The 26,036-nt window shown below is 66.9% G+C and carries 26 protein-coding genes and 1 riboswitch; of the genes, 9 read left to right on the top strand and 17 right to left on the bottom strand.

Going from position 1 to position 26,036, the window contains the following annotated elements; translation table 11 throughout:
* Positions 1–8: 8 nt before the first annotated feature.
* On the top strand, positions 9–848 hold the full coding sequence (locus AABQ55_RS27220) for a LysR family transcriptional regulator (protein ID WP_272808375.1): 840 nt from the start codon (positions 9–11) through the stop codon (positions 846–848).
* Here the strand turns inward: AABQ55_RS27220 and AABQ55_RS27215 are convergent.
* From AABQ55_RS27215 to AABQ55_RS27190, 6 genes are all read right to left on the bottom strand, one after another.
* Complete coding sequence (locus AABQ55_RS27215) at positions 845–1,855, bottom strand: LacI family DNA-binding transcriptional regulator (RefSeq protein WP_272808376.1); 1,011 nt, start codon at positions 1,853–1,855, stop codon at positions 845–847. The two genes, AABQ55_RS27220 and AABQ55_RS27215, sit on opposite strands and share 4 nt — an antisense overlap.
* Before the next feature lie 105 nt (positions 1,856–1,960).
* On the bottom strand, positions 1,961–2,380 hold the full coding sequence (locus AABQ55_RS27210) for a GlcG/HbpS family heme-binding protein (protein WP_272808377.1): 420 nt from the start codon (positions 2,378–2,380) through the stop codon (positions 1,961–1,963).
* A gap of 11 nt (positions 2,381–2,391) precedes the next feature.
* Positions 2,392–3,297, bottom strand: a complete 906-nt coding sequence (locus AABQ55_RS27205; RefSeq protein ID WP_272808378.1) for an SMP-30/gluconolactonase/LRE family protein — start codon at positions 3,295–3,297, stop codon at positions 2,392–2,394.
* Between the two features lie 129 nt (positions 3,298–3,426).
* Positions 3,427–4,527 (bottom strand): ABC transporter substrate-binding protein, encoded by a 1,101-nt coding sequence (locus AABQ55_RS27200; protein ID WP_272808379.1) that lies wholly within the window; start codon positions 4,525–4,527, stop codon positions 3,427–3,429.
* Positions 4,528–4,576: 49 nt separating this feature from the next.
* Entirely contained in the window at positions 4,577–5,644 is a 1,068-nt protein-coding gene (locus tag AABQ55_RS27195; RefSeq protein WP_272808380.1) for an ABC transporter permease, read from the bottom strand.
* Between the two features lie 17 nt (positions 5,645–5,661).
* Complete coding sequence (locus AABQ55_RS27190) at positions 5,662–7,158, bottom strand: sugar ABC transporter ATP-binding protein (RefSeq protein ID WP_272808381.1); 1,497 nt, start codon at positions 7,156–7,158, stop codon at positions 5,662–5,664.
* A 166-nt stretch (positions 7,159–7,324) separates the two neighbouring features.
* On the opposite strand from AABQ55_RS27190, the gene AABQ55_RS27185 reads away from it, so the two are divergent.
* The 6 genes from AABQ55_RS27185 to AABQ55_RS27160 all read left to right on the top strand — a co-directional run bounded on the left by AABQ55_RS27185 (position 7,325) and on the right by AABQ55_RS27160 (position 11,855).
* The gene (locus AABQ55_RS27185) at positions 7,325–8,272 is read left to right on the top strand and encodes a 2-hydroxyacid dehydrogenase (RefSeq protein WP_272808382.1); all 948 of its coding nucleotides are present in this window, start codon (positions 7,325–7,327) and stop codon (positions 8,270–8,272) included.
* A gap of 10 nt (positions 8,273–8,282) precedes the next feature.
* Positions 8,283–9,314, top strand: a complete 1,032-nt coding sequence (locus tag AABQ55_RS27180; protein ID WP_272808383.1) for an L-idonate 5-dehydrogenase — start codon at positions 8,283–8,285, stop codon at positions 9,312–9,314.
* A gap of 67 nt (positions 9,315–9,381) precedes the next feature.
* On the top strand, positions 9,382–10,137 hold the full coding sequence (locus tag AABQ55_RS27175) for an SDR family oxidoreductase (RefSeq protein WP_272808384.1): 756 nt from the start codon (positions 9,382–9,384) through the stop codon (positions 10,135–10,137).
* 22 nt (positions 10,138–10,159) lie between these two features.
* Entirely contained in the window at positions 10,160–10,642 is a 483-nt protein-coding gene (locus AABQ55_RS27170) for a gluconokinase (protein ID WP_272808385.1), read from the top strand.
* Positions 10,639–11,526 carry an NAD(P)-dependent oxidoreductase gene (locus AABQ55_RS27165; protein ID WP_272808386.1) on the top strand — a complete coding sequence of 296 codons (888 nt, stop codon included), beginning with the start codon at positions 10,639–10,641 and terminating at the stop codon, positions 11,524–11,526. The genes AABQ55_RS27170 and AABQ55_RS27165 overlap by 4 nt, the downstream gene beginning before the upstream one ends.
* Positions 11,523–11,855, top strand: a complete 333-nt coding sequence (locus AABQ55_RS27160; protein WP_064334628.1) for a hypothetical protein — start codon at positions 11,523–11,525, stop codon at positions 11,853–11,855. Before AABQ55_RS27165 ends, AABQ55_RS27160 begins: the two co-directional genes overlap by 4 nt.
* Positions 11,856–11,921: 66 nt before the next feature.
* Here AABQ55_RS27160 and AABQ55_RS27155 read toward each other — a convergent pair whose 3' ends face one another.
* Positions 11,922–12,497: a TetR/AcrR family transcriptional regulator gene (locus tag AABQ55_RS27155; protein ID WP_133036199.1), complete on the bottom strand. Its 576-nt coding sequence runs from the start codon at positions 12,495–12,497 to the stop codon at positions 11,922–11,924.
* A gap of 87 nt (positions 12,498–12,584) precedes the next feature.
* Here AABQ55_RS27155 and AABQ55_RS27150 point away from each other — a divergent pair, with 87 nt between their 5' ends.
* Positions 12,585–14,060, top strand: a complete 1,476-nt coding sequence (locus AABQ55_RS27150) for an MFS transporter (RefSeq protein ID WP_272808387.1) — start codon at positions 12,585–12,587, stop codon at positions 14,058–14,060.
* A 36-nt stretch (positions 14,061–14,096) separates the two neighbouring features.
* Here AABQ55_RS27150 and AABQ55_RS27145 read toward each other — a convergent pair whose 3' ends face one another.
* From AABQ55_RS27145 to AABQ55_RS27100, 10 genes are all read right to left on the bottom strand, one after another.
* Positions 14,097–15,284 (bottom strand): amidohydrolase family protein, encoded by a 1,188-nt coding sequence (locus tag AABQ55_RS27145; protein ID WP_272808388.1) that lies wholly within the window; start codon positions 15,282–15,284, stop codon positions 14,097–14,099.
* Positions 15,285–15,397: 113 nt separating this feature from the next.
* Positions 15,398–15,829, bottom strand: a complete 432-nt coding sequence (locus AABQ55_RS27140) for a GlcG/HbpS family heme-binding protein (RefSeq protein ID WP_272808389.1) — start codon at positions 15,827–15,829, stop codon at positions 15,398–15,400.
* A gap of 88 nt (positions 15,830–15,917) precedes the next feature.
* The gene (locus AABQ55_RS27135) at positions 15,918–17,159 is read right to left on the bottom strand and encodes a D-amino acid dehydrogenase (RefSeq protein ID WP_272808390.1); all 1,242 of its coding nucleotides are present in this window, start codon (positions 17,157–17,159) and stop codon (positions 15,918–15,920) included.
* A gap of 139 nt (positions 17,160–17,298) precedes the next feature.
* A riboswitch (glycine riboswitch) is annotated at positions 17,299–17,389 on the bottom strand.
* A 36-nt stretch (positions 17,390–17,425) separates the two neighbouring features.
* Positions 17,426–18,856: an MFS transporter gene (locus AABQ55_RS27130; protein ID WP_272808391.1), complete on the bottom strand. Its 1,431-nt coding sequence runs from the start codon at positions 18,854–18,856 to the stop codon at positions 17,426–17,428.
* 152 nt (positions 18,857–19,008) lie between these two features.
* The gene (locus AABQ55_RS27125) at positions 19,009–20,043 is read right to left on the bottom strand and encodes an aliphatic sulfonate ABC transporter substrate-binding protein (protein ID WP_244770158.1); all 1,035 of its coding nucleotides are present in this window, start codon (positions 20,041–20,043) and stop codon (positions 19,009–19,011) included.
* 52 nt (positions 20,044–20,095) lie between these two features.
* Positions 20,096–20,959, bottom strand: coding sequence for an ABC transporter permease (locus AABQ55_RS27120; RefSeq protein WP_064334634.1), 864 nt, complete (start codon positions 20,957–20,959; stop codon positions 20,096–20,098).
* An 11-nt stretch (positions 20,960–20,970) separates the two neighbouring features.
* Positions 20,971–21,807 (bottom strand): ABC transporter ATP-binding protein, encoded by an 837-nt coding sequence (locus tag AABQ55_RS27115; protein WP_272808392.1) that lies wholly within the window; start codon positions 21,805–21,807, stop codon positions 20,971–20,973.
* A gap of 13 nt (positions 21,808–21,820) precedes the next feature.
* Entirely contained in the window at positions 21,821–22,150 is a 330-nt protein-coding gene (locus AABQ55_RS27110; protein WP_023516983.1) for a 4Fe-4S dicluster domain-containing protein, read from the bottom strand.
* A gap of 2 nt (positions 22,151–22,152) precedes the next feature.
* Positions 22,153–23,781: an FAD-dependent oxidoreductase gene (locus AABQ55_RS27105; RefSeq protein ID WP_272808393.1), complete on the bottom strand. Its 1,629-nt coding sequence runs from the start codon at positions 23,779–23,781 to the stop codon at positions 22,153–22,155.
* 37 nt (positions 23,782–23,818) lie between these two features.
* Entirely contained in the window at positions 23,819–24,406 is a 588-nt protein-coding gene (locus tag AABQ55_RS27100; protein WP_272808394.1) for a thioredoxin family protein, read from the bottom strand.
* A 544-nt stretch (positions 24,407–24,950) separates the two neighbouring features.
* Between AABQ55_RS27100 and AABQ55_RS27095 the strand changes: the two genes are divergently transcribed.
* Entirely contained in the window at positions 24,951–25,991 is a 1,041-nt protein-coding gene (locus tag AABQ55_RS27095; protein ID WP_272808395.1) for a glutamine synthetase beta-grasp domain-containing protein, read from the top strand.
* Positions 25,992–26,036 lie beyond the last annotated feature (45 nt).

Here is a 26,036-nt window from a genome sequence, read left to right as displayed (position 1 = left end):
GTGCGAAAATGCTATCGACCGACGACCTGCTCCTGATCGCGGCACTGGCGCGCAGCGGAAAGCCCGCCCCAGCGGCCGCCGGCCTCAATGTACACCTCGCCACCGTCTACCGCCGGCTGAAGGAACTGGAGCAGGAGGCCGGGGCGCCGCTGTTCCAGCGGCTCGGCGGGCAATATGTCCCGACCCCGCTCGGCAGCGAGCTGGTCCGTGCCGCGATGGACGTGGAGGCAAACCTTGCCGAGGCGCGGCGGCAACTGGCGGGCGGCGAACAGCGGCTTGCGGGCCGCATCACCCTGACGACGCCCGATTCCCTGGTCCCGCTGGTTTCCACGCTGCTCCCGCCGGTACGCCGGAAACATGCCGGCATCCGCTTCGATCTCGTGGTCTCCAACACCTTTGCCGACATGGCGCGCTATGAGGCCGAAGTGGCCATCCGCCCAACCCGCTCCCCGCCGGAAACGCTGGTCGGCCAGCGGGCAGGCGCGTTCCGCTATGCGATCTACGTGAAAAGCGGAACCAGGGAAGACCTGCCGTGGATCGCGCTCGACGACAGCCTTTCGGCCATTCCCGCCGCACGCTGGCTGACCGCCCATGTTGCGGAGGAGGAGATCGTGCTGCGGGTGAACAGCATGTGGGCCGCCGCCCAGGCCGCCGCAGCGGGCCTCGGAAGAGCGCTTCTGCCGGATTATCTCCACCGGTCGTTCGATCTCGACCGGCAGGGCGATTTCATCGGCGCGCTGGAATCGGAAGTCTGGCTCCTCATCCATCCGGACCTGCGCCGCACGCCGCGCATCCAGGCCTTCATGGACCTCGCCGCCGGCAAACTGCGGGCGCAATTGAAGGCCTAGCGGCTGCTGTCGCGCACGATCAGCCGCGGTTCGATCGTGACATGCGGCACGTCCGGCCGGTCGTCGAGGAGATCGAGGATGAGGCGGCCGGTGCGCTCGCCGATCTGCCGCGCCTGGGCGTCGACGGTCGTCAGCGCCGGCACGCAGATGCCGCCGATCTCGTAGTTGCCGAAGCCGCCGATGGCGATGCGCCCGGGCACGGGCACGCCGCGGCGCTGGCACTCCGTCAACGCCCCGAAGGCCGAAAGGTCGGACACGCAGATCACCGCTTCCGTATCGGGGAATTCCGCCAGCAGCCGCGCCATGGCATTGGCGCCTTCCCGCATCGAGATCGGCGGCACGCCCGCATCGATGAGGCGGGAGGCGTCAAGGCCGTGGTTGTCGAGCGCGGCAATGAAGCCGAGACGGCGGTCGCTGCCGCGGGTATCGCGGCTCGCGTCACCGCCGATGAAGGCGATGCGGCGATAGCCGGCCGCCACGAAATGATCGACCATGCTGCGCACGGCGTTGGCATTGGAAAAGCCGACGAAATGGCCGATCGGCTCGGCCGGCACGTCCCAGGTCTCGATGACGGGCACGCTGGCGTTCTCCAGCAGCCTCCGCGCCCGCGGCGTGTGTTTTCCGCCGGTCACGACGATGGCCTGCGGCTTGCGGCGCAAGAGCTGCTCGATCAGCCGCTCCTCTTCCTCGACATCGTAGTTCGTATAGCCGAGCAGGATCTGGAAGCCGCGGGCGCTCAGCGTTTCGGAAAGACCGCCGACCGTATCGGCGAAGTTCGCATTGTTGATCGACGGGATGGTGACGGCGATGAAATCCGTCTTCTGCGAGCGCAGGTTCGAGGCGGTGGAATCGAAGACATAGCCGAGCTCTTCCGCCGCCTTCAGGATCGCGTCGCGCGTATCCTTGTTGATCAGGCTGCCGGACTTGAACGCGCGCGATACCGTCATCGGGGAAACACCCGTCTTGCGGGCGATGTCCGCCATGGTCGGCGCCTTGTCGTTGCGCATTCCCCGTGCTCCGTTATCGTTACCACACCGTAGCGCGCCGGCCTTCCATGCCGCAAGCCGGGCGCCAGCAGAGCGTTCCGTTATCCCCACGCGCGCAAAGGCCGGTCACGCCGCGTCCGCGCCGATAGCGGCCAGCGCCGCGCGGGCGACCTCCTCGTCCTGCTCCCCCGAGCCCGAACCAACGCCGATGCCGCCGAGGAGCACTCCGGCCGAGCGGATCGGCAAGCCGCCGCGAAGGCCCGTCACCTCGCCCCGGGTGGCCGCCGCAAGCGGTAGCTTCGCATGGTCGGGCAGGCTGTGGCTCGGGGCGCCGATGGAGGCGGCGGTGCGGGCCTTGGCCGTGGCGCTCTTCAGCGAGAGATAACGCGAGCCGTTCATGCGGAAGGCGCCGAGCACCACGCCGCTCTGGTCGACGATGACGATGCATTGCGGCTGGCCCGAGGCCTTCGCGGCATCGATGGCGCCCTGCAGCATGGCAAGCACGCCCTCGTCCGTCAGCTTCGCGGTCGTTTCGGTGAATGGCATGTCCGGCGTTCCTATCGCGTGGTCCGGACCGCGCCGCGGATGGCGAGCGAAACGGCATAGAGGGATGTGGTGGCGGTGATGAAGAGCCGGTGACCATGCCGGCCGCCGAAGCAGATGTTCGATACCGTCTCCGGCACGAGGATTTTCCCGAGCCGGCGGCCGTCCGGCGCGATGCAGTGCACCCCGTCGCCGGCCGAGGTCCAGAGATTGCCGGCCGCATCGACGCGCATGCCGTCCGCGCAGCCGGGACTGACGACGTGGAAGACGTCGCCTCCGGCAAGCGACCAGCCTTCGCCGACATCGAAGACGCGGATATGGCGCGGATCGTCGGAGAAGATGCGGCCCGTATCGGCAACATAGAGTCGCGTCTCGTCCGGGCTGAAGGCAAGGCCGTTCGGGCATTGGAAATCGGTGAGCACCGCCCGGATCTCCCCCGAAAGCGGGTCGACCCGGTAGACATTGCAGGGCAGCTCCTGTTCGGCGCGCGTGCCCTCGTAGTCGGAGGCGATGCCGTAATGCGGATCGGTGAACCACACGGCACCGTCCGAGGCGACGACGACATCGTTCGGCGAGTTCAGCCGCTTTCCCTCGTAGCGGTCGGCGATGACCGTGATGGAGCCGTCATGCTCGGTGCGGGTGACGCGGCGCGTGCCGTGCTCGCAGGTGACGAGCCGACCTTCCCGGTCGCGCGTGTTGCCATTGGAGAAATTGGCAGGCTCGCGGAACGTGCTTATACCGAGCGCCGGGCTCCAGCGCAGGATGCGGTTGTTGGGAATGTCGGAGAACAGCAGGCAATCGTGATCGCCGAACCAGACCGGGCCCTCGACCCAGTCGAACCCGCCGGCCAGCTTCTTCAGCGGCGCATTTCCCAGCACGAAGGTTGAAAACACCGCGTCCTCGGCCTCGAAAAACGACATGGCACTCCTCCCTCGCAATCCAACGCCCGCGCAAGATACCGATCATGCCGTCCCGGGCAAGGGCAATGGAGACCGGGCTTTGATCGCGCCCGGGGACGGTCCTCCCGCCCCCGGACGCCGGAAGGAGGCTTATTTGCCCCAGATCTTCTTGTATTCGTCGCGATAGCCGTTGTCGGGGTCGAAGCTGTTCTTCGGCCCGCCATCGAACTCGACATTGTCCACCGTCACGACATGGAGCGGCGAGACGTAGCCCGACCACTGCTCGCCCGCGAAGGCGCGGTTCAACTCGTCGACGAGCTGCCAGCCCTGCAGGTTGAGCGGCTCGGCCACGGTGACGGACTGGTACTGCCTGGCGCGGATGCGCTGGTAGGCGCTTTCCGAGCCGTCGCCGGCCGCAACGCTCTTCGGCGCGCCATCGCCCGCAATGCCGGCCGCGGCGAGCGACGGGCCCATGAAGTCGAAATAGATGTCGTTGATCGCCAGCGAATGGGTCCACTGCTCGCCGTATTTTTGCAGGAGCGTCGTGGTGAGCTGCGGCATGCGCTGCGATGTCTCGGCGATCGGCGTGTCGACATATTCGAGCACCGTGCCGCCGAGCGCCTCGATCTCCGCCTTCATCTTGTCGGCCTTGGCGATGGCGATGGCGTAGGTGGAATCGGTGAAGATGATCACGCCCGGCTTGCCGCCGGCATCGACGAAGGCATAGTCGGCCGCCGCCTTGGAGACTTCCATGGCGTCCGTCGTCACGTTGGCGAAGACGCCGACCTCCTCGACCGGGCCGACGGCAGGCGCCGCATGCCAGGCGACCATCGGAATGCCGGCTTTCTTGGCCTCCTCCATCGCCGGCTTCTGCTCGACGGCATCGAAACCGGTGATGATGATGCCGCCCGGCTTCAGCGTCAGCGCCTGGCCGAAGGAGGCGGTACGGCCCTCGATCGAGCCCGCGCTGTCGAGCACCGTCACCTTCCAGCCGATGGCGGCGGCCGCCTCCTCGATGCCGTTGACGACGCCGAGGATGCCGCCGTTCTTCATGTCGGCGGCGACCACGACGACGGTCTTACCGTCCGCCGCCTTCGGGCCGCCCGTCGGGCCGTCCCATTTCTCGACCTTGCTGGCATATTTCTCGACGACGGCCTTCGCATCCGCCATGGCATCCGCGAAGGCCGGACTTGCGAGCATCAGGCCGAAGGCGACGGCGGCCGTGGTGGCCAGGAAATCTCTGCGTTTCACGATAGTGTCCTCCCTTTGGACGTGAGACATGCGACGATGGAACGAAGGTTCAGGATGGCTTGCCGGCCGCTTCCCCCGGCGCGCCCTTCGGCTTGATGGCGCCCGCAGCGCCACGGCGGCGCTGGGCGTAACCGGCAATACCGATGGCGACGAGCAACGTGACGCCGTTGAACAGCGGCTCAACGAAGAAGGAGCCGCCGAACTGCTGGATGCCGGCAATGCCGACGGCAAGGATGATGACGCCGATCATCGTGCCCCAGACATTGACGCGGCCCGGCTTGATGGTGGTGGAGCCGAGGAAGGCGCCGACGAGGGCCGGCAGCAGGTATTCGAGGCCGACGCTCGCCTGGCCGATGCGCAGCCGCGAGGCGAGCAGCACGCCGGCGACGGCCGAGAGGACGCCCGAGGCGATGAAGGCGCCGATGACGAAACGGCGGACCGGAATGCCGTTCAGCGCGGCCGCCTTCGGATTGGCGCCGATGGCATAGACATAGCGGCCGATCGGCAGGTATTCGAGCACGATCCAGAGCACGATCGCCAGCGCCAGCACGTAGAAGCCGGTGATCGGCAGGCCGAAGAGCATGGTGCCGTTCAGCGCGAGAAACCCGTCCGGCAAGACACCGACCACCTGCCGGCCGCCTGTGTGCCAGAGCGCGATGGCATAGATGACCGTGCCGGTGCCGAGGGTCGCGATGAAGCTGTCGATCTTGGCCACCTCGACCAGCAGGCCGTTCAGGAGGCCGGTCAACGCGCCGAGCATCAGAACGACGGCGACCGCCAGCGGCCAGGGCAGGCCCAGCATGGTCTGCAGGCTGATCGCCAGGATATGCCAGAGCACGATGCCGTAGCCGATGGTCAGGTCGATGCGCCCGCACGCCATGGGGATCATCGCGGCCAGCGACAGGATGGCGATGATCGTCTTGTTGGCGATGATCGAGCGCAGGTTGAGCAGCGTCGGGAACGTATCCGACAGCAGGACCGAGAAGACGAGGATGAGCAGGACCGTCAGGATGACGAGGCCATAGACCGGCAGGAGGCGCTTCAGCTTCTCGCCGGTCGAAAGCCCCTTCAGTTCGGCGGGCGTCGGCTCGAGCGCGTTGGACTGGATGGATTGCATCGTCTTTCTCCCGGAAATCAGGCCGCCTCGGAGGCGGAGGCCGCAGCGATGACGGCGGAGGTGGTGAGGTCGGCGCCGGACAGCTCGCGAACGATGCGTCCGCGCGAGAACACGAGCGCCCGATGGCAGATATGCGCGATCTCCTCGAAGTCGGTGGAGATCACGAGGACGGCGAGCCCTTCCTCCACCGCCGCGGCGATGAGGCGGTAGATGTCGGCCTTGGCGCCGACATCGACGCCGGCCGTCGGGTCCTCGGCGATCAGCAGCCTGCGGCCGGTCGCAAGCCAGCGCCCGACCACCACCTTCTGCTGGTTGCCGCCCGACAGCGCCTCGATGGCGAGCGCCTGGTCGTTGGGGCGCAGCCCCACCTTCTCGCCGATGGCCGCGGCCATGCCGGCTTCGCGGGCCGGCGACAGGAAAGCCGCAAGCCCACGCCCGGACGCGCCGGGATTGAGGAAGGTGTTTTCCCGCAGCGTGAGCGACATGGCGACCGATTCCTCCGTCCGGTCGCGGGCGATCAGCCCGATGCCGGAGGCGATCGCCGTTTCCGGGCTGGAAAGATCGGGCGCCGCACCGCGGATCGTCACCACGCCCGTCGCGGGTTCGGCGCCGAAGAGGGCGCGGCCGATCAGCTCCTGCCCCGCGCCGCGCAGGCCGACAAGGCCGAGAAGCTCGCCCTGCCTGAGCTCGAAGGAGACGGGGCCGGCACCACGGCAGGCAAGGTCGCCGACCGACACCAGCACCGGACCGGGTGTCGAATGGGCCTTGGCAAAGAGCTGGTCCGCCTTGCGGCCGACGATCATGCGGATCAGCTCGTCCGGATTGGTGTCGGCGACGGCCGTCTCGCCGACGAGATGCCCATCGCGCAGCACGGCGACGCGGTCGGCGATGCGGAAGATCTCGTCGAGGCGGTGCGAGACGTAGATCATCGCCACGCCGCGGTCCTTGAGCGGCCGGATGGCGTCGAACAGGCGCTCCACCTCGTCGGCCGGAAGGCTCGCTGTCGGTTCGTCTAGGACGAGCACGTCGGCCTCGACGGCGAGCGCCCGGGCGATGGCGACCAGCGACTTTTCGGTGCGCGTCAGGCTCTGCACGCGGGTGGAGGGATCGAAATCGCAGCCGACCAGCTTCAACGCCTCGGCCGTGCGCCGCGCCGTGGCGTTCCAGTCGATCAGCTTGCGGCGCAGCGAAAAGCCCTGTGCCAGGCCGACATTCTCGGCCACCGTCATCCATTCGATGAGGCCGAGGTCCTGGTGGATGAAGGCGACCGATTGGCGCTCGTTCGGCCGCGGCGGGCGATGGTGATAGGGCTCGCCACGAAACAGGATGTCCCCGCCGTCCGGCCGGTAGATGCCGGCGAGCGTCTTGATGAGGGTCGACTTGCCGGCGCCGTTTTCGCCGAGAAGCGCGAGGATCTCGCCGCTCCTGAGGTCGAGCGACACGTTCGTCAGCGCTTTCGTGCCACCGAACTCCTTCGACACGGCGCGAAATTCCAGAAGTTTCTGCGTTTCCACCTGCTCCTCCCAAAGCCGATGGAATGATCGTATGGTATCGATAACATCATTGTCAAGGGCGCTATATAAGCCTCTTCAACACCCCCATAGCTTTTTGAAATGGGGCTGGACAATTCCCTGCGGCACGATATGTTATCGATAACAAAATACATATCGGAGGAATCCCGTGAGCAAGATCGAGCTGTTGCAGGTTGGGCCGTATCCAGCGTGGGACGAAGAGCGCCTGAACGCCAACTTCACCATGCATCGCTATTTCGAGGCGGCCGACAAGGCGGCGTTCCTGGCCGCGCACGGCGCCAACATCCGCGGCATCGCCACGCGCGGCGAGCTTGGCGCGAACCGGACGATGATCGAGGCGCTGCCGAAGCTGGAGGTCATCTCCGTCTACGGCGTCGGCTATGATGCGGTGGATCTTGCCGCCGCCCGCCAGCGCGGCATCCGCGTCACCAACACGCCCGACGTGCTGACCAAGGACGTCGCCGACCTCGGCGTGGCGATGATGCTCGCCGAGGCGCGCGGCGTCATCGGTGGCGAGACATGGGTCAAAAGCGGCGACTGGGCGAAAAAAGGCCTCTACCCGCTGAAGCGCCGCGTGCACGGCAAGCGCGCCGGCATTCTCGGCCTCGGCCGCATCGGCTACGAGGTCGCAAAGCGCCTGACCGGTTTCGACATGGACATCGCCTACAGCGATACCGGCCCGAAGGATTTTGCCGGGGACTGGACCTTCATCGCCGACCCGGTGGAACTGGCCGCCCGCTCCGACTTCCTCTTCGTCACGCTGGCCGCCTCCGCCGAGACGCGCCACATCGTCGGCCGCAAGGTCATCGCGGCGCTCGGGCCGGAGGGCATGCTGATCAACATCTCCCGCGCCTCCAACATCGACGAGGACGCCCTTCTCGACGCGCTCGAAAGCAAGGCGCTCGGTTCCGCCGCGCTCGATGTCTTCGAGGGCGAGCCGAACCTCGATCCGCGCTTCCTTGCGCTCGACAACGTCCTGCTCCAGCCGCACATGGCCTCCGGCACGGTCGAGACGCGCAAGGCGATGGGCCAGCTCGTCTTCGACAACCTGTCGGCCCATTTCGACGGCCGCCCGCTGCCGACCCCGGTTCTGTGAGGAAGAGACCATGAAGGCGATCGTCATCCACGCGGTGAAGGACCTGCGCATCGAGGAGAGCGCCGTTGAGGCGCCCGGCCCCGGCGAAGTGGAGATCCGCCTTGCCGCCGGCGGCATCTGCGGCTCGGATCTGCACTACTACAACCACGGCGGTTTCGGCACGGTGCGGCTGAAAGAGCCGATGATCCTCGGCCATGAAGTGGCCGGCCATGTCGCCGCGCTCGGCGAGGGCGTCTCCGGCCTTGCCATCGGCGATCTCGTCGCCGTCTCGCCCTCGCGGCCCTGCGGGGCTTGCGACTATTGCCTCAAGGGCCTGCCGAACCATTGCTTCAACATGCGCTTCTACGGCTCGGCCATGCCCTTCCCGCATATCCAGGGCGCTTTCCGCGAGCGGCTGGTCGCCAAGGCCAGCCAGTGCGTGAAGGCCGATGGCCTCTCCGCCGGGGAGGCCGCGATGGCCGAACCGCTTTCGGTCACGCTGCACGCCACGCGCCGGGCCGGCGAAATGCTGGGCAAGCGCGTGCTCGTCACCGGCTGCGGGCCGATCGGCACCTTGTCGATCCTCGCGGCAAGGCGGGCCGGCGCGGCCGAGATCGTCGCCGCCGACCTCTCCGAACGGGCGCTCGGCTTTGCCCGCGCGGTCGGCGCGGACCGTACGGTCAACCTGTCGGAAGACCGCGACGGCCTTGTTCCGTTCAGCGAGAACAAAGGATATTTCGACGTGCTCTACGAATGCTCCGGCGCGCAGCCGGCGCTCGTCGCGGGCATCCAGGCGCTGCGCCCGCGCGGCGTCATCGTGCAGCTCGGCCTCGGCGGCGAAATGAGCCTGCCGATGATGGCGATCACGGCCAAGGAACTGGACCTGCGCGGCTCTTTCCGCTTCCATGAGGAATTCGCCGTGGCGGTGAAGCTCATGCAGGGCGGGCTGATCGACGTGAAGCCGCTGATCACCCATACGCTGCCGCTCGCCGACGCCCTGAAGGCCTTCGAGATCGCCTCGGACAAGGGCCAGTCGATGAAGACGCAGATCGCTTTTGCCTGACGGCAATGGCAGGAAAGCGTAAGACGGCTTTCATCCGCCCTTGCGGGAACAAAGAGACAAAGGATCCATGAGCACGCAACTCTTCGACCTTACTGGCAAGCGCGCCCTCGTCACCGGCTCCTCGCAGGGCATCGGCCTTGCGCTCGCCAAAGGCCTTGCCGATGCCGGCGCAGAGGTCATCCTCAATGGCCGCGACGCGGGCAAGCTGGCGGCCGCGGCAAAGGAACTCGGCGCGAAACACACGCTCGCCTTCGACGCCACCGACCACGCGGCCGTGCGCGCGGCAATCGATGCCTTCGAGGCGGAGGTCGGCGCCATCGACATCCTCGTCAACAATGCCGGCATGCAGCATCGTACACCGCTGGAGGACTTTCCCGCCGACGCCTTCGAGCGGCTCCTGAAGACCAATGTCTCCACCGTCTTCAATGTCGGACAGGCCGTCGCCCGCCACATGATCCGCCGCGGCGCGGGCAAGATCATCAACATCGCCAGCGTCCAGACGGCGCTCGCCCGCCCCGGCATCGCCCCCTACACCGCCACCAAGGGCGCCGTCGGCAACCTCACCAAGGGCATGGCGACGGACTGGGCGAAATACGGCCTGCAATGCAACGCGATCGCGCCCGGCTATTTCGATACGCCGCTGAATGCCGCGCTCGTCGCCGATCCCGCCTTCTCCGCCTGGCTGGAAAAGCGCACGCCGGCCGGCCGCTGGGGCAAGGTGGAGGAGCTGGTCGGCGCCTGCATCTTCCTTTCCTCCGACGCTTCCTCCTTCGTGAACGGACACACGCTCTATGTCGACGGCGGCATCACGGCCTCGCTCTGAGGAAAACAGGCGCATCGTCCTGATGGGCGTTGCCGGCTGCGGCAAGTCCGCCGTCGGCGCGGCGCTTGCCGGCCGCATCGGCGCGATCTATCTCGATGGCGACGACCTGCATCCGCCGGAAAACATCGAGAAGATGAGCCGCGGCGAACCGCTGACCGACGAGGACCGCTGGCCCTGGCTGACCCTGGTCGGTCGTACGCTCGCGCAGCCGGACGGCACCCTGATCATCGGCTGCTCGGCCCTCAAGCGCCACTACCGCGACCACATCGCCCGCGAGGCGCGCGGTCCCGTCACCTTCGTCCACCTTTCCGGCAGCAGGGACCTGATCGCCGCCCGCATGTCGGCCCGCGCCGGCCATTTCATGCCGACGAGCCTCATCGACAGCCAGTTCGCCGCCCTCGAACCGCCGGCGCAAGACGAGAATGCCATGACCGTCGATATCGACGACACGCTCGAAAGCATCGTCGACCGTATCGCCGCGAAACTGGAGGAGACCCCATCATGACGAACACCGTCGCGCTGATCGGCGCGGGCGCCATGGGCGGCGCCATCGGCACGCGGCTTGCCGAAACCGGCAACCGCCTGACCGTCTTCGATCCGAACCCGGAAAAGGTGCACGCACTGGTCGGCAAGGGCGCGGCCGCGGCGCCCACGGCCGCCGCGGCCGCCGCCGCCAGCGACTATGTGATCCTCAGCCTCAATTCGCCGGCCATCGTGCGCCGCGCCGTCTTCGGCGAGGCCGGCATCGCCGCCGGCGCGCGGGCCGGCACGCTCATCATCGACATGTCCTCGATCGACCCGGACGCCACGAAGCAGCTGGCCGCCGATGCGGCGGAAAAGGGCCTGCGCTGGGTGGACAGCCCGCTGTCCGGCGGGGCACCGAAGGCGCTGCTCGGCCAGCTCACGCTGATGGCCGGCGGAACGGCGGACGACGTGGCGGATGCGCATAAGGTCCTGCGACATGTCGCCAGCAACTACACCCATATGGGCCCGGTCGGCGCCGGCCAGACGACCAAGCTGATCAACCAGGTCCTGTGCGGCCTCGGCTTCCTTGCCGTCGCCGAGGCGACGCAACTGGCGCTCGATGCCGGCGTCGACGCGGCAAAGATCCCCGAGGCGCTGAAGGGCGGGCGGGCCGACAGCGCCATCCTGCAGGAATACATGCCGCGCTTCGTGGCGAAGGACTACCGCCGCACGGGCCGCATCGACAACATGGTGAAGGACCTTTCCGGCGCACAGGACCTTGCCCGCCGCACCAACACCGCCATGCCGCTGACGGCGGCCTGTGCCGAGATCCACCGCATGCTGACGGCCGCCGGCCTCGGCGGCGAGGACCAGGCGGCGCTGATGGAATTCTTCCGGGGCCCGAACAAGGAGAACTTCGAATGATCACCCGCTACGCGCTGTTCGAGGGCAAGGTGAAGGAGGGCCGGACCGACGCCTTCCGCAAGGCCGTCATCGAGCGCATCCTGCCGAAATGGCGGCAGTTTCCACATGCCACCGACGTGCGCGTCTCGTTTGCCGAGGCCCGCGACGAGGGTGCGCCGGAACTGCCGATGATCCTCGCCATCAACTATCCGAGCCTTGCGGCCGTCGAGGAGGCGTTGGCAAGCCCGGTGCGCGCCGAAGCCCGCGCGGCGACCGAGTCGGTTCTGGCCGAATTCTTCGAAGGCCGCATCCACCACCATGTGACGCTCGCCAGCGAATACAGGCTCTGAGCCCCGCCTCCCTCGCATCCGGAATGTTTTCGGCCGAAGTGGAATCGCGTCGGCGCCGGACCTGCCCTAACCCTTTTCCCCGTCCCTTTTTCCGTCCTCACGCTCGCCCGCAAGGGTGAGCATGTCGGCGAACAGGGCCGCCCACTGGGCCTCGGTGATATCGATGAGGCCGAAGGCCTTCAGCAGGAAGGCGCCTTCGCCGGCGAGGAAGGCGAGCGCGGCCTGCCTGTCCTCCGCCTTATCCATGTCCAGCCCCGCCAGGCGATGCGTGTACCAGACGCGGCTCGCCGCAACCTGTTCGGGGCTTTGCAAGAGCGCCGTCATCATCACGGCGGAGCGTGAATATTCCGCCTCGTCGCTGTCGCGGGTCGCCAGCAGGTGCCCGCGGATGACGGATTGCGGCGAGCGGTCGTTTCCCGCATGCGCCATCACTTCCGCCTCGAACGTGCTGCCCCAGCGTTCGATCATCGAGCGGATCAGGTTCTCCTTCGTGCCGAAGCAATATTGCACGCCGCCCTTCGTGATGCCGGCGGCGCGCGCAACGGCATCGAAGGTCAGCCCCGCCGCGCCGTCGGCGGCCACGATGGCCTCGGCGGCGTCCAGAACGCGGTCGCGATCTATGCTGCGCGGTCGTCCTGCCATCTCACCTCTTCCATTTCAATACGAATGTATTTATATAGCGCCCCACGCGCATGCAACCGCGAAACACCATGCCCAAGGATCATACCGATGTCCCGTGGTAAACGCTGGCTCGTCCTCGCCGTCGTCTCCAGCGCGCTCTTCCTGATCGTCATCGACATGACGGTGCTCTATACGGCCCTGCCCAAACTGACGCACGCGCTTTCCGCCACCGCGGCCGAGAAGCTCTGGATCGTCAACGCCTATCCCCTCGTCGTTGCCGGCCTCCTGCCGGGCCTCGGCACGCTGGGCGACCGGCTGGGCCACAAGCAGATGTTCATGGCCGGCCTCATCGTGTTCGGCCTCGCCTCCCTCGGTGCGGCCTTCGCCCCCTCGCCCGCCTTGCTGATTGCCGCGCGCGTCGCCCTGGCGGCCGGGGCGGCGATGATGATGCCTGCCACGCTGTCGCTCATCCGCCTCACCTTCACGGATGAGAAGGAACGGGCCTTTGCGATCGGCATCTGGGCCGCGGTCGCTTCGGGCGGGGCGGCGCTCGGCCCGGTCGTCGGCGGGCTGCTGCTTGAATATTTCTGGTGGGGCTCCGTCTTCCTGATCAACGTTCCGGTCGTGCTCGTCGCGCTGGCGGCGAGCGCCGTGCTGCTCACCCGTGGTGCGGGAGACCGCAGCCGCCCCTGGGATCTCCTCGGTTCCGTGCAGGTGATGTTCGGCCTCGTCGGCCTCACCTATGCCGTAAAGGAAGCGGGAAAGCGCGATCCCTCCTGGGAAAGCGCGGTCATCGCGCTTGTCATCGGCCTTGCGGCCATGGCGGTGTTCATTCGCCGCCAGCGCCGCAGCGCGGCGCCGTTGATCGATTTCGCGCTCTTTGCCGATCCACGCTTTACCGCGGGCGTCGCCACAGCGCTCGTCGCCTCCGCCGCCCTTATCGGCGTGGAGCTGGTCTTCAGCCAGCGGCTGCAGCTCGTGCTCGGCTATTCCCCGCTGGAGGCCGGCGTGCTCATCCTGCCGATCCCTGCGGCCGCCTTCTTCGCCGGGCCGCTCACCGGGCTCGCCTTGCCGCGCCTTGGCGGCGAACGGGTGCTCTGGGCCGCGCTGCTGCTGTCCGGCCTTGCGCTCGCCGCCTTCCTCGCCACCCACCAGGGTCCGACAGTCTACTGGATCGCGGCGCTCGCGGCGATGGGCTTCGGCGCCGGCGCCTCCATGACGGCGGCGTCGACCGTCATCATGCTCTCGGCGCCCGAAGAGCAGGCCGGCATGGCCGCCTCGGTGGAGGAAGTCTCGTTCGAACTGGGCGGGGCACTCGGCATCGCGCTGCTCGGAAGCCTGATGTCCGCCCTCTATTCAAAGGCGATGGTCGTGCCGCAGGGCATGGCGCTCGCCGACGAGGCCCGCGACAGCCTCGACGAGGCGCTGGTGCTTGCCGATGGCCTCAAGCCGGACCAGGCGCAGCAGGTCATCGCCCTCGCCCAGTCCGCCTTCGACCACGCCTTCGTCGGCGTCGTCGGCGCCGCCGTGGCGATGCTGATTGCGGTCGCCTTCACGCTCTACTGGAAACTGAGCCCGCGCTGAGCCTCGAAAAGGAGGCCGTGCAGACGTTGCATGGCCTCACGCCACCCAGGTGCCGTCGCGCGCGACGATGCGGCCGCGCTTGACCACCAGGCTGCGCTTCGGCCGGTCGACGAGGATCTGCGCCCGGTTTTCGCCCTCGATCAGCACGAGGCTGCCCTCGCAGCCGACATTGAGGCCGTGGCCTTCGAGCGCGAGAAGGTCCGCGCCCCGCCCGGTGCCCATGTCGAGCGCGGCGACCAGCTCCTCGTCCGTGCGGCAATAGGAACGGTAGGACAATAGCCAGCAGCGCTCCAGCATGTCGCCGTTGCCATGCGGGTTCCAGGTGTCGCGCAGGGAATCCGAGGCGACGGCGCATTTGACGCCGCGGCGCGCCAGCTCGAACATCGGCGGGAAATCGATCTCGCCCGGCACCGCCGAGATGATGCCGATGCCGTTTTCCGCGAGGATATCGATCATTGCGTCCACCGCATCGGCAGGCCCATCACCGAGACAGAAGGCATGGCTGACGACGACGCGGCCTTGCATGCCGTTCGCCCTGGTGCGCTCGGCGATCATCTTCAAGGCGGACAGGCCGAGTTCGCCCGCCTCGTGCAGATGGATGTCGATCTTCGCGCCCTTGCGGCTGGCGATGTCGAAGATCGTGTCGAGGTGTCCCTTGGGGTCGCCGTCGATATCGGTCGGGTCGATGCCGCCGATGACGGAAGCGCCCTCGTCGAGCGCCGCCTCCATCAGGTCCGCCGTGCCGGGATCGATCATCATGCCGAGCTGCGGGAAGGCGACGAGTTCGAGGCCGACGGCGTGGCACGTCTTTTCATGGGCGCGCAGCACCGCATGGAGGTTGTCGAGCCTGTAGCCGCTGGAGATATCGACATGGCTGCGGATATGGGTGGAGCCCATGGCGACGCACTGGCGCATCAGGTTGCCGGCCCGTTCCTCCGTGTCCCAGGGCAGGTTCTTGCGGATCTCCACCTCGTTGTCGATCATCGCGCGCAGCGAGGGCGGCACGTTGATGCTGTGCCACGGCAGGCCCCAGAGGATCTTGTCGAGATGCACATGCGGCTCGACGAAGGGGGCGATGGCGACGGCATTGCCGCCGTCATGCACGGGAACGCCCGCTTCGCGCGGCAGGTTCGCGCCGATGGCGGCGATCCTGCCGCCCTTGATCAGGATGTCGGCGGTCTCGCCGCCATCGGGCCGGACATTGGTCACGAGCAGGTCGGTCATTTCTGAGAATCCTGAAATCAGCACGGATGCGGGCGGAGAACAGCATTCTTTCCCCGCTTTGCCAACCTCCGCTCTCACGCTATCCGCCCGGCAACCGATGACGGCATCAGCCCTCAATCGACCTGGGCGACGAGACCCGCTGCCTCGATGCCGGCGACCGCGCAGATCTCGTCATTGTCGGAGGTATCCCCGGTCACGCCGACCGCGCCGAGCAGCGTTCCGGCCGCATCGCGGATCAGCACGCCGCCGGGAACGGCGACGATCCTGCCGCCCGAGACGGCAGTCAGGCCCTCGATAAAATGCGGGCGTTCCTTCGCATTCTTGTCCAGCCAGCGCGAGCCCATGCCGACGGCGAGCGAGCCATAGGCTTTGCCGAAGGCGATCTCGTAGCGCAGCATGGAGGCGCCGTCCTGCTTCTGGAAGGCCTTCAGGTGGCCTCCGGCATCGAGCACGGCCACGGTGAGCGGCTTGAAGCCGGCCTTTGCACCAGCCTCAAGGGCGGCGGCGATGATGGTGTTGGCGGCAACAAGGGTGAGTTCGGCCATGTCTGTCCTCGTAGGGTTGCGGTTTTCCATGAGGTCCCGGCAGCCTGCCGCCGGGACCTGAATTATCGAAAGATTCGTCGTTCTTCTATCAGGCGGCGATGGCGCAGTCTGCCGCCATCTCGCCGGCAATCGTGTCCGTCACCATCTGCGCGGTCGCCGCCGAAAGCGTCCAGCCGAGATGGCCGTGCCCGGTATTGTAGAACACGCCGGGCTGGCGCCCCCTGCCGACCCGCGGCATCATGTTGGGCATCATCGGGCGCAGGCCCGCCCAGGGCACGACACGATTGGTGTCGACCTCGGGAAACAGCATGCGCGTCCAGTCGACGAGCGGCTTGACGCGGTCGTGGCGGATGTCGCGGTTCATGCCGTTGAATTCGGCCGTGCCGGCGACGCGGAAGCGGCCCGGGCCGAGGCGGCTGGTCACGATCTTCGCCCGGTCGTCGAGCAGGCTCACCCAGGGCGCCGCCGCCTGGCTGCGCTCGTCATCGAGATGCACGGTGATCGAATAGCCCTTCACGGGATAGATGTTGACCCGGTCGCCGAGCATGGCGGCGATCTGACGGCTGGCCGTGCCGGCGCAGACGACGACGCCATCCGCCTCGACCTGGTGCGCCGCGCCCTCTCCCGTCGCATAGCCGATGCGGAACGCGCCGTTCCTGCCGATGGCCGTGACGCGGGCATCGAAGAGGAAACGGGCGCCCCGGCGCTGGCAGGCCTTCGCAAGGCCCGAGGTGAACTTGTGGATGTCGCCGGTAGAATCCGAGGGCGTGTAGAAGCCGCCGTGGAAGGCCCCGTGCAGCGTCGGCTCGATCGACTTGACCTCTTCGGCCGTCACCGCCCGGCGGTCGAGCCCGCCCTCGGTCAGCAGGGCATTGACCTTCGCCGCATGGTCGAAGCTCGCCTTGTCCCAGTAGATGTGCAGGATGCCGCGGCGCACATGGTCGAAATCGATGTTCTCGCGCTCGGCGATGGAGAAGAGATGCTGCCGGGCGGCGATCGCCAGCCGCGTCGTCTCCACCGTGTTGTCGCGATAGCGCATGATGTTCGAGACGAATTCGGCGAGCCAGGAATATTTGTGCCAGGTCGGCCGCGGGTTCATCAGCAGCGGTGCGTCGTTCCGCATCATCCATTTGACGCCCTTGAACAGGGTGGACCAATGGTTCCAGACCTCGGCATTGCTGGCGGAAAGCTGGCCGCCATTGGCAAAGGAGGTTTCCATGGCGGCGTAACGCTGGCTTTCGAGCACGGTCACGTCGAAGCCGCGTTCCAGAAGGGCATAGGCAGTGGTGACGCCGGTGATACCGGCGCCGATAACGGCGATATGGGGCATATTAAGTCTCTCGCTCCGTATGACATCAGGGTACGGGCCGGAGCCCGCGTTTTCCCCAATCTGTCACGGTACCTGAGAGTTTACCCGCCACAGCGGCTTTCCCCTTCGGTGGGCGCCCGCAGCGCCTCTCTCCAGATCGTTCAACTGCACGGTCACTGGTGCCTGAGAGTTTCCTGGGGGGTTGCTCCGTCGGCGCCGGCCTTACGGCCGATCTCTCCCATGCAGTCTTGTCGAACGCGCGCAGGCTACCGCAATCTTGAAGAGAATCAAGAGGGACGGCGGCGATGTCCCGAAACTTCCGCCCCGGCGCCGGCCGGCAGCGCGAGGAAACGCAGGGCCGAGACGAGGCCGATGGCGGCGATGCACAGGAAGGCGGCACGGATGTCCGTCAGCATGCTGCCGCCGGCGGCCTCGGGGAAAAGGGCGGCCGAGAGGCGGATGACGGCGGCGGCCACGGCGACGCCGAGAAGCTGCGCGAGCTGCTGCAGCATGGCCGAGATCGTCGTCGCCGCGCTTCGCTGGGCGGGCGTGACATCGGCAAAGGCGATCGTCGTCAGCGCGGTGAACTGCATCGAGCGGGACAATCCGCAGGCGATCAGCAGCGCAAACAGCAGGAGGCGCGGCGTATCGCCGTCGACAAGGGCAAAGGCGCCGATCGTCAGCGCGGCGACGAGGCCGTTGACGACGAGCAGCGTGCGGAAACCGAAAAGGCGCAGCGCCGGCGTCGTCACGCTCTTCATCAACAGGTTGCCGAGGAAATAGACGAGCACGAGCGAGCCGGTCTCGACGGCATCGAGGCCGAGGCCGACCTGGAACAGGAGCGGCAGCAGGAAGGGCGTGGCATTGACCGCAAGCCGGCCGGCGGTGCCGGCCGAGAGCGTCGCGAAGGCGAAGGTCGGCACCTTGAGCACCGCCATGTCGAGCAGAGCATGCGGCGCGCGCCTCAGATGACGGATGGCGACCCAGCCGGCGGCAAGGCCGAGGGCGAGAACGGCAAGCGTACCGGCACCGCCCGTCGGCGCGCTGGAGAGCTCCAGACCGGCAAGCGTCAGCGCGAGCGCGCTTCCCGTCAAGAGGAAGCCCTTCAGGTCGAAAGGTCGCGCGCCTTCGGCCGGCGCCTGCGGTACGAAGAACAGGACGAGCAGCACGCCGACCAGGCCGAGCGGCAGGTTGATGAAGAAATTCCATTCCCAGCCGGCATGGGTGGTGACCCAGGCGCCGATCAGCGGCCCGACCACCGGCGCGATCAGCGCCGGCCAGGTGATGGTGGCGATCGCCCGCACCAGTTCCGCCTTCGGCGCGCCGCGCAGCACGAGCTGGCGCCCGACGGGCGTCATCAGCGCGGCGGATGCGCCCTGGAGGAGCCGCGCCGCGGTGAATTCGGCAAGCGAGCCGGAAAAGCCGCAGGCGACGGAGGAAAGCGTGAAAAGAACGATCGCCGTCAGGAAAACCTCGCGTGCGCCGAACCGGTCGGCAAGCCAGCCGGCCGGCGGTATGAACACGGCCATGGCGAGCAGATAGGCCGTGAAACCGATGTTGAGCGCCACGACATCCGTCGAGAAGGCCTGCGCCATCGCCGGCAGCGACGTCGCGATGATCGTGCTGTCGAGCATCTGCATGAAGAAGGCCACGGCGACGACGGCCGGGACGATGCGGGTACGGTGAAGCGGTATCGGCGGAGAGGGAATGGAGGACATCGCAATCGCAAAACGGGCGACGACGTTCGAACGCCGCCGTCCCGTCCTATAGAGCAATTCCGGCGAAAGCGCGAAGCGGTTTCGCCGGAATGACGCTGAGATGAAAGAATAAAACGTTTCCGCAATCGGGAGAATGCGGAAACGCCCGAAAATCAGTTGCTGGCATCCACCTTCTTGACGGCTGCGTCGTAGAAGGAGCGGTCGATCCAGGTGTCGTAGTTCACCTTGCCCTTCAGGAGGCCGGCATCGGCCATGAAGGCCTCCTCGCCCTGAAGCGCGCGCACCGCCTCTTCGGTGATCTGGGGATCCTGGAAGAACTTGCCGTCCGGATAGGTCGCGCGCACCGCATTGTCGCTGTTGCCGGTTTCCTTGACGAAGATCGCGATCGTCTCTTCCGGGTTGGCATCGGCCCAGCGCGCCGCCGCGATATCGACGGCCAAAAGGCGCGTCACGATGTCGGGATACTTGCGGGCGAAATCGCCGTTGACGCTGAGGAGATGCGGCACGGCCCATTCCGGGCTGCCGGAAACGCCGGCATCGAAGATCACCCGGGCCTCGCCTTCCTCGACCAGCTTCTGCACGGGGCCGGTGCTCTCGACCACCGCATCGACATCACCGCGCGAAAGGGCCGGGCCGGAGCTCTCGATGCCGAGGTTGAGGCTTTCCACGTCATTGATCGAGAGACCCACCGTCTTCAGCGCCTTGGCGAAGGTCGAGTGGCGCACCGTGCCGGCGAGATAGGCGACCTTCCTGCCCTTGAGATCCTCGATCTTCTGGATCGGCGAATCCGGCTTTACGACGATCTGCGTCTCGTTGGAACGGTTCCAGCTCGACAGGCCGACGAGCTTCACATCGGCGCCGGTGGCCGCAAGGCGCAGCGACGGGTTGTTGCCGATATAGGTGAAGTCGATTGCGCCCGAACCAAGGGCGACAGTCGCCGCCGAGCCCCCGTCGAAGGTTGTCAACTCGATCTTGATGCCGTCCTTGGCGAACTCGTCCTCCAGCAGCTTCTTGTTGCGGTAGAGAATGAACTTCAGGTGGCCCGGCGCAGTGGAGCCGATGCGGATGACGTCGGGCTTCGCCTCGTCGGCCAAGGCCGGCGCAAGGCCTGCAACGGGCAGGATCGACAGCGCGAGCGCGATTTTCAGGAGCGTCCGGCGCAGCGGACGGATGGAAAACGATGTCATGGATGGGTCCTTTCGGAACAGGCCGTTGATTGAGGAAGCAATGCGATCGGGATCAGTTCGGGCCGCTTTCGCCGCTGCCGCGCCAGTGCGTCGCACGCCGTTCGCCGGCGACGAGCAGGTAGTTGAGCAGGAGTCCGATGATCGTCAGCGTCAGGATGCCGGCATACATGCGGTCGGTTTCCAGCATCAGCGACGAATTCTGGATGAGGTAGCCGATACCGGACTGGGCGGCGAGCATCTCGGCGGCGATCACCGAGAAGAGCGAGGTCTTCACCCCGAGCCGGGCGCCGGCGACGATCGAGGGTATGGCGGAGGGGAAGATCACCTTCTTGAAGAGGTCCCAGTCCGAGGTGCCCATGGAGCGCGCCGCCTTGACGAGCAGCGGATCGACGGACTTCACCCCGACGATCGTGTTGATCAGCAGGAAGAACACCGCGGCATAGAAGGTGATGGCGATCTTGGAGGCCTCGCCGATGCCGAGAACGAGGATGAAGACCGGCAGCAGCGCGAATTGCGAGGTGTTGCGCAGCGTCTGGACGAGGAAGTCGGAGGCCTTCTCGAACAGCGAATAGCGGCCCATCAGGAAGCCGAGCGGCACGGCGGTGACGACGGCGAGCAGGAAGCCGATCGCGGCACGCTGCAGGCTGATGCCGATATGGTCGGCAAGCTGGCCGGAGACGATCATCTCCCAGAGCACCGCGAGCACCTGGCTCAGCGGCGGGAAGAACAGCGCGTTGATCCAGCCGGCGCGCGGCGCGATCTCCCAGAGCAGCGCGAAGGCGACGAGCGCCGGCAGGCCGAGCGTGATGGTGGAGACGGTCTCGCTGAAAGCGCTCGGCGCCTTGGAAGGGGTGCGCTTGCGGCGCAATGAAAAGGTGTTGCGGAGCGGCAGGTTGCGGTCGACGATGAGGCTCATCGGATCCTCCCTCAATTGGCGTAGGTGGAAGCAAGGGTCCAGTCGCGCTGGGCCTTGCCGACTTCGTCGCGCAGGCTTTCCCAGACGCGGCCGCGATAGGCGTTGAAGGCCTCGCTGTTGCGGATTTCGAGATCGCGCGGGCGCGGCAGGTCGATCGTGACGATCTCCTTCACGCTCGCCGGCCGGGCGGTCATCACCACGACGCGGTCGGCAAGATAGATCGCCTCGTCGATGGAGTGGGTGACGAAGACCACCGTCGTCTTGATCTGCTCCCAGATGCGCAGGAGCTCGCTTTGCAGGATGTCGCGGGTCTGCGCGTCGAGCGCGGCGAAGGGCTCGTCCATCAGGAGGACCTGCGGATCGGTGGAAAGCGCCCGGGCGATCGCCACGCGCTGCTGCATGCCGCCGGAAAGCTGCGAGGGGAAACGGTCCTCGAAGCCCTTGAGGCCGAAAAGATGCAGGAAATCTTTCGCCCGCTCGCGCCGCTCGGCCGCGGGAACGCCTCGCACTTCCAGCGCGTATTCGACATTCTGCAGCGCCGTGCGCCAAGGAAAGAGCGCATATTGCTGGAAGACATAGGCCGTGCGGGCGTGGGGCTTGGTGACTTCGACGCCGTCGATGCGGGCGACACCCGAGGTCGCCTCGGTCAGCCCGGCGATCACGTCGAGCAGCACCGACTTGCCGCTGCCCGACGGGCCGACCAGCGTGATGAACTCGCCGCTGTCGATGGTGAGATCGACGCCGTCCAGCACCGCGATGCGGCTGGACGTGACGCCGTCGACGGTCACGGTCTGGCCGGGCTTCAGGTTGAACGATTTGCGCACGGCGCTGACGGCGATGCGTTCCATGGATATCTCCTTTTCAGACCTGCGCCACGCGGATGTGGCGGGTCGGGTCATTCCGTGTTCCCCCGGCGCGCCCGCGATTCCAGCCGAGCGCGCGGGCATAGGCACCGAAGAGGTCGCGCTCGAGGACGTCGGGCTCTGTGATGCCTGTCGGTCCATCCGCCTGTTCGGCGACATAGAGGGCATCGGTCGGGCAGTAGATTTCGCAGAGGAAGCAGGTCTGGCAGTCGTCCTGCCGGGCGATGACGGGAAGCCCCGTCTCGTCCCGGTCGAAGACGAAGGCCGGACAGATGCGCTCGCAGATGTCGCAGCGGATGCAGCGGTCGGCCGAGACGACTTCGATCATGCTTAGCCCTCCTGCGCTGTTTCGAGGGCAAGGGTCTCCCGCACCGCCGTCACCCGGTCGAGGCCGGAAACGATTATGCGGCTCGCCTGCACCTCGCTCTCTCCCGGAAAATCGCGCCGGCGGTGCACGCCGCGGCTCTCGGTGCGCAATGTCGCTGCGGCGACCGTCCAGCGGGCGCTGGCGGTGACGGCGGCGACCTCGCGGGCCTGCAGGCGTTCGATGCCCGTCGCCGGCCGCGCCCGGTTCAGCCGGGACCAGATGTCCTCCAGCGTCCTCTCACTCGCTTCAAGCGTTGCCGACGTGCGCCAATAACTCTTGTCGAGCGGGGCGATCTCGTCGTGCACCGTGCGGGCGGCCGCGGCAAGGTCGATGGCAGGCCCGGCCATACCGCCGCGAAGAGCCGTCGTGCCGAGCGGGCGCAGGCGGCTTCCATCGCGCCCCTGCCGGCGGTGGGCGTGCCGGGCCGCGCCGTGGCCGGCCCACCAGCCGCTGGCGATCGCCCAGGAGGCGTTGATCGCACCGCCGCCGGAAATGCCGCCCGTCACGTTCTCGCGGCTCGCCGCGTCACCGGCGGCATAAAGGCCGGCAATGCCGGTGCCGCAATCGGAGGAGACGATGCGGATGCCGCCGGTGCCGCGCACCGTGCCCTCGTATTTGAGATCGACACGGAAGAGGTCTGTGAAGGGATTGATGCCCATGCGCTCATAGGGCTGGAAGCAGTTGGGCTGGCCGCGCCGCAGCCAGTCCTGCATGGCGGGCTCGGCAAGGTCGAGCCGGGCATAGACCGGGCCGGCCAGCAGCGCTTCCGCCACCTGCCGCTCGCCGCCGCCGATGCCGTTCGTCAACGGCTCGCCGCGCGCGTTGCGCAGCACCTCGCCGTCCGCGCCGTAGAAGGTGGCCCAGCGGAACGGCAGGCCCTTGTTCAGCGACGAGCCATGGGGAGCGAGCGTATATTTGCCGGTGAATTCCATGCCGGACAACGATGCACCGGCCTCCGCGGCGAAGAGGTAGCCGTCGCCCGTCAGCCCCGTGCCGCCGAGGATGCGCTCGAAAAAGGCGCAGCCGCCCGTGGCCAGAACCACGGCCCCCGCCAGGACCTGGAAGCTCGCCCCGTTGCGGCGCGCAAGGCCCGCGGCGCCAGCGACGTGATTGTCGTCGCCGAGCAGTTCGAGGATCGGATGATGATCGAGGATCGTAACGCCGGCCTTCTGCACGCGCTGGCGCAGGAAGCGCATGTAGTCCGGCCCGCGCAGATTGGCGATATAGAGGCTGCCGTCCTCCTCGCTCGGGAAAGGATAGCCCCATTCCACCAGCTTCTGGAGGTTCTCGTAGGCCTGGTCGGCGGCGCGCAGCATCCAGCGACGGTCGGCAAGGCCGGCCGTGCGCTTGAAACGCTGCTCGACGGAAGCCGCCCGCCCCTCGCCCGGCGGCACGCACCAGGTTCCCGTGTTCGACGGCGCCGTGGCGCCGCTCGTGCCATGATAGCCCTTGTCGGCCAGGACGACGCGGGCGCCGGCCTCGGCGGCCGACAGCGCCGCCCAGCCGGCGGCGGGACCGCCACCGACGACAAGCACGTCCGTTTCGATGAGGCGCCCCTCTTCGGGGGACTGTTCCTTGCGACGCGATGCCATGATGCTCCGGTTTCGTGCGAGGGATGCGGGTATCGGTTCAGGCGGCGGTGGAGAACCAGGAGGGCTCGTTGCCGGCGGTCCACTTGATGTTGCAGCCGATGGAAGGAACCTGGGTCGCCTGAGCGGGGCCGCCCTTCAGCACGGCCTCCACGGCCGCCCGCAGGTCCGCACCGGTCACATCCTTGCCGTTGCCGGGGCGGGCATCGTCGAACTGGCCGTGATAGGCGAGCCGGCGCTCGCCGTCGTAGAGGAAGAAGTCCGGTGTGCAGGCCGCGCCATAGGCCTTGGCCACCGCCTGCGTTTCGTCCTTCAGGTAGGGGAAATCGTAGCCGTAGGTCTTCGCCTCGATGCCGAGCCGTTCGAGCGTTTCTTCCGGATGCGCCTCCGCGTCGTTGCTGTTGATCGCGACGACGGCAAGTTCCTGCCCGCCATGGTCGCGAGCGAACTGCGCCAGCGCCTCGCGGATCAGCACCACGAAGGGGCAGCGGTTCGAGATGAAGGCGACCAGCAAGGCCGGGCTGTCCGCGAAGTCCTTGAGGTTGAACTCGGCACCGCTCGCATCGGGCAGAACGAAGTCCGGAGCGCGGGTTCCAAGCGTGATGGGATTGGATTCGGTCTTGGGCATGATATCCTCCTGGCAAGTCAACGGGATCATTAAAAGATATAATCCATAGATTTTATAGGCAATAGATTGCCACAAACCCCTGTGCGCGGAGTTATTGTTCGCGCCCTATCCCCGGCATCGGGGAATTTTTTCCGCCTGGCTGGCCATTCCTGCCTGCCCGGCGCCAAGCAGCCGCCAAGGAGAGTCCGGGCCTGTCATTTCCGCGAACAGAGCCGGCCGGCCGGTCGAATTTCTACGCAACACACCGATCCGCACCGGCGAGGCGGTCCATGCCGCGCATCAACCGATGCAAAGGCTGCCGGCCTCGAAAATGAGCGATGCCTCAAAGCCTGCCGTGCACCGCCTATTTTTTGTGCAATCCGCCCCTTCTTTCAGCGGCATCGCCGCCTTGCCCGAAGGCAGCCGCAGGCCGGGCGGATGAATTTCTCGCGAATATCGGCGCCCGCTTCGATCTGGCACGGTTGATGCATTTCATTCGCTATCCGGCTGCCGGCTGCCCAAGCGTCCGGCGGTCTTGCAAAACCAGCGTCAGTGAGAGACCGAAATGACAAAGTACAAGCTCGAATACATCTGGCTCGACGGGTACAAGCCCACCCCGAACCTGCGCGGCAAGACCCTCATCAAGGAATTCGACGCTTTCCCGACGCTGGAACAGCTTCCGCTCTGGGGTTTTGACGGCTCCTCGACGTTGCAGGCCGAAGGCTCGAGCTCGGACTGCGTGCTGAAGCCGGTCGCCAGCTATCCCGATCCCGAGCGCAAGAACGGCGTGCTCGTCCTCTGCGAAGTCATGATGCCGGACGCCAAGACGCCGCATCCGTCCAACACCCGCGCTTCCATCCTCGACGACGAAAGCGCCTGGTTCGGCTTCGAGCAGGAATACTTCTTCTACCAGAACGGCCGGCCGCTCGGCTTCCCGGACGCCGGCTTCCCGGCTCCGCAGGGCCCGTACTACTGCGGCGTCGGCTACAGCAATGTCGGCGCCGTCGCCCGCAAGATCGTCGAGGAACATCTCGACATCTGCCTCGCCGCCGGCATCAACCATGAAGGCATCAATGCCGAGGTCGCCAAGGGCCAGTGGGAATTCCAGGTCTTCGGCAAGGGCTCGCGCAAGGCGGCCGACGAGATCTGGCTTGCCCGCTACCTGCTGCAGCGCCTGACCGAAAAGTACGGCATCGACGTCGAATACCACTGCAAGCCGCTTGGCGACACCGACTGGAACGGCTCGGGCATGCACGCCAACTTCTCGACCGCCTACATGCGCGAAGTCGGCGGCAGGGACTATTTCGAAGCCCTCATGGGTGCTTTCGCCGAGGCCCGCGCCGATCACATCGCCGTCTACGGCCCGGACAATCACATGCGCCTGACCGGCAAGCATGAAACGGCCTCGATCCACCAGTTCAGCTATGGCGTGGCAGACCGCGGCGCCTCGATCCGCGTGCCGCACTCCTTCGTCAACAACGGCTATCGCGGCTACCTCGAAGACCGCCGCCCGAACTCCCAGGGCGACCCCTACCAGATCGCTTCGCAGATCCTGAAGACGATCTCCACGGTCCCGACCGATATCGAGAACCGCGAAGCAGCCTGACCGGCCTTTCGCGACACAAGACGCAACGCCCCGTTTTCACGGGGC

Origin of the sequence: Shinella sp. WSD5-1 (assembly GCF_963942435.1) — a bacterium.
Lineage (GTDB): Bacteria > Pseudomonadota > Alphaproteobacteria > Rhizobiales > Rhizobiaceae > Shinella > Shinella yambaruensis.
This window is presented reverse-complemented; position numbering and strand designations above follow the sequence as displayed.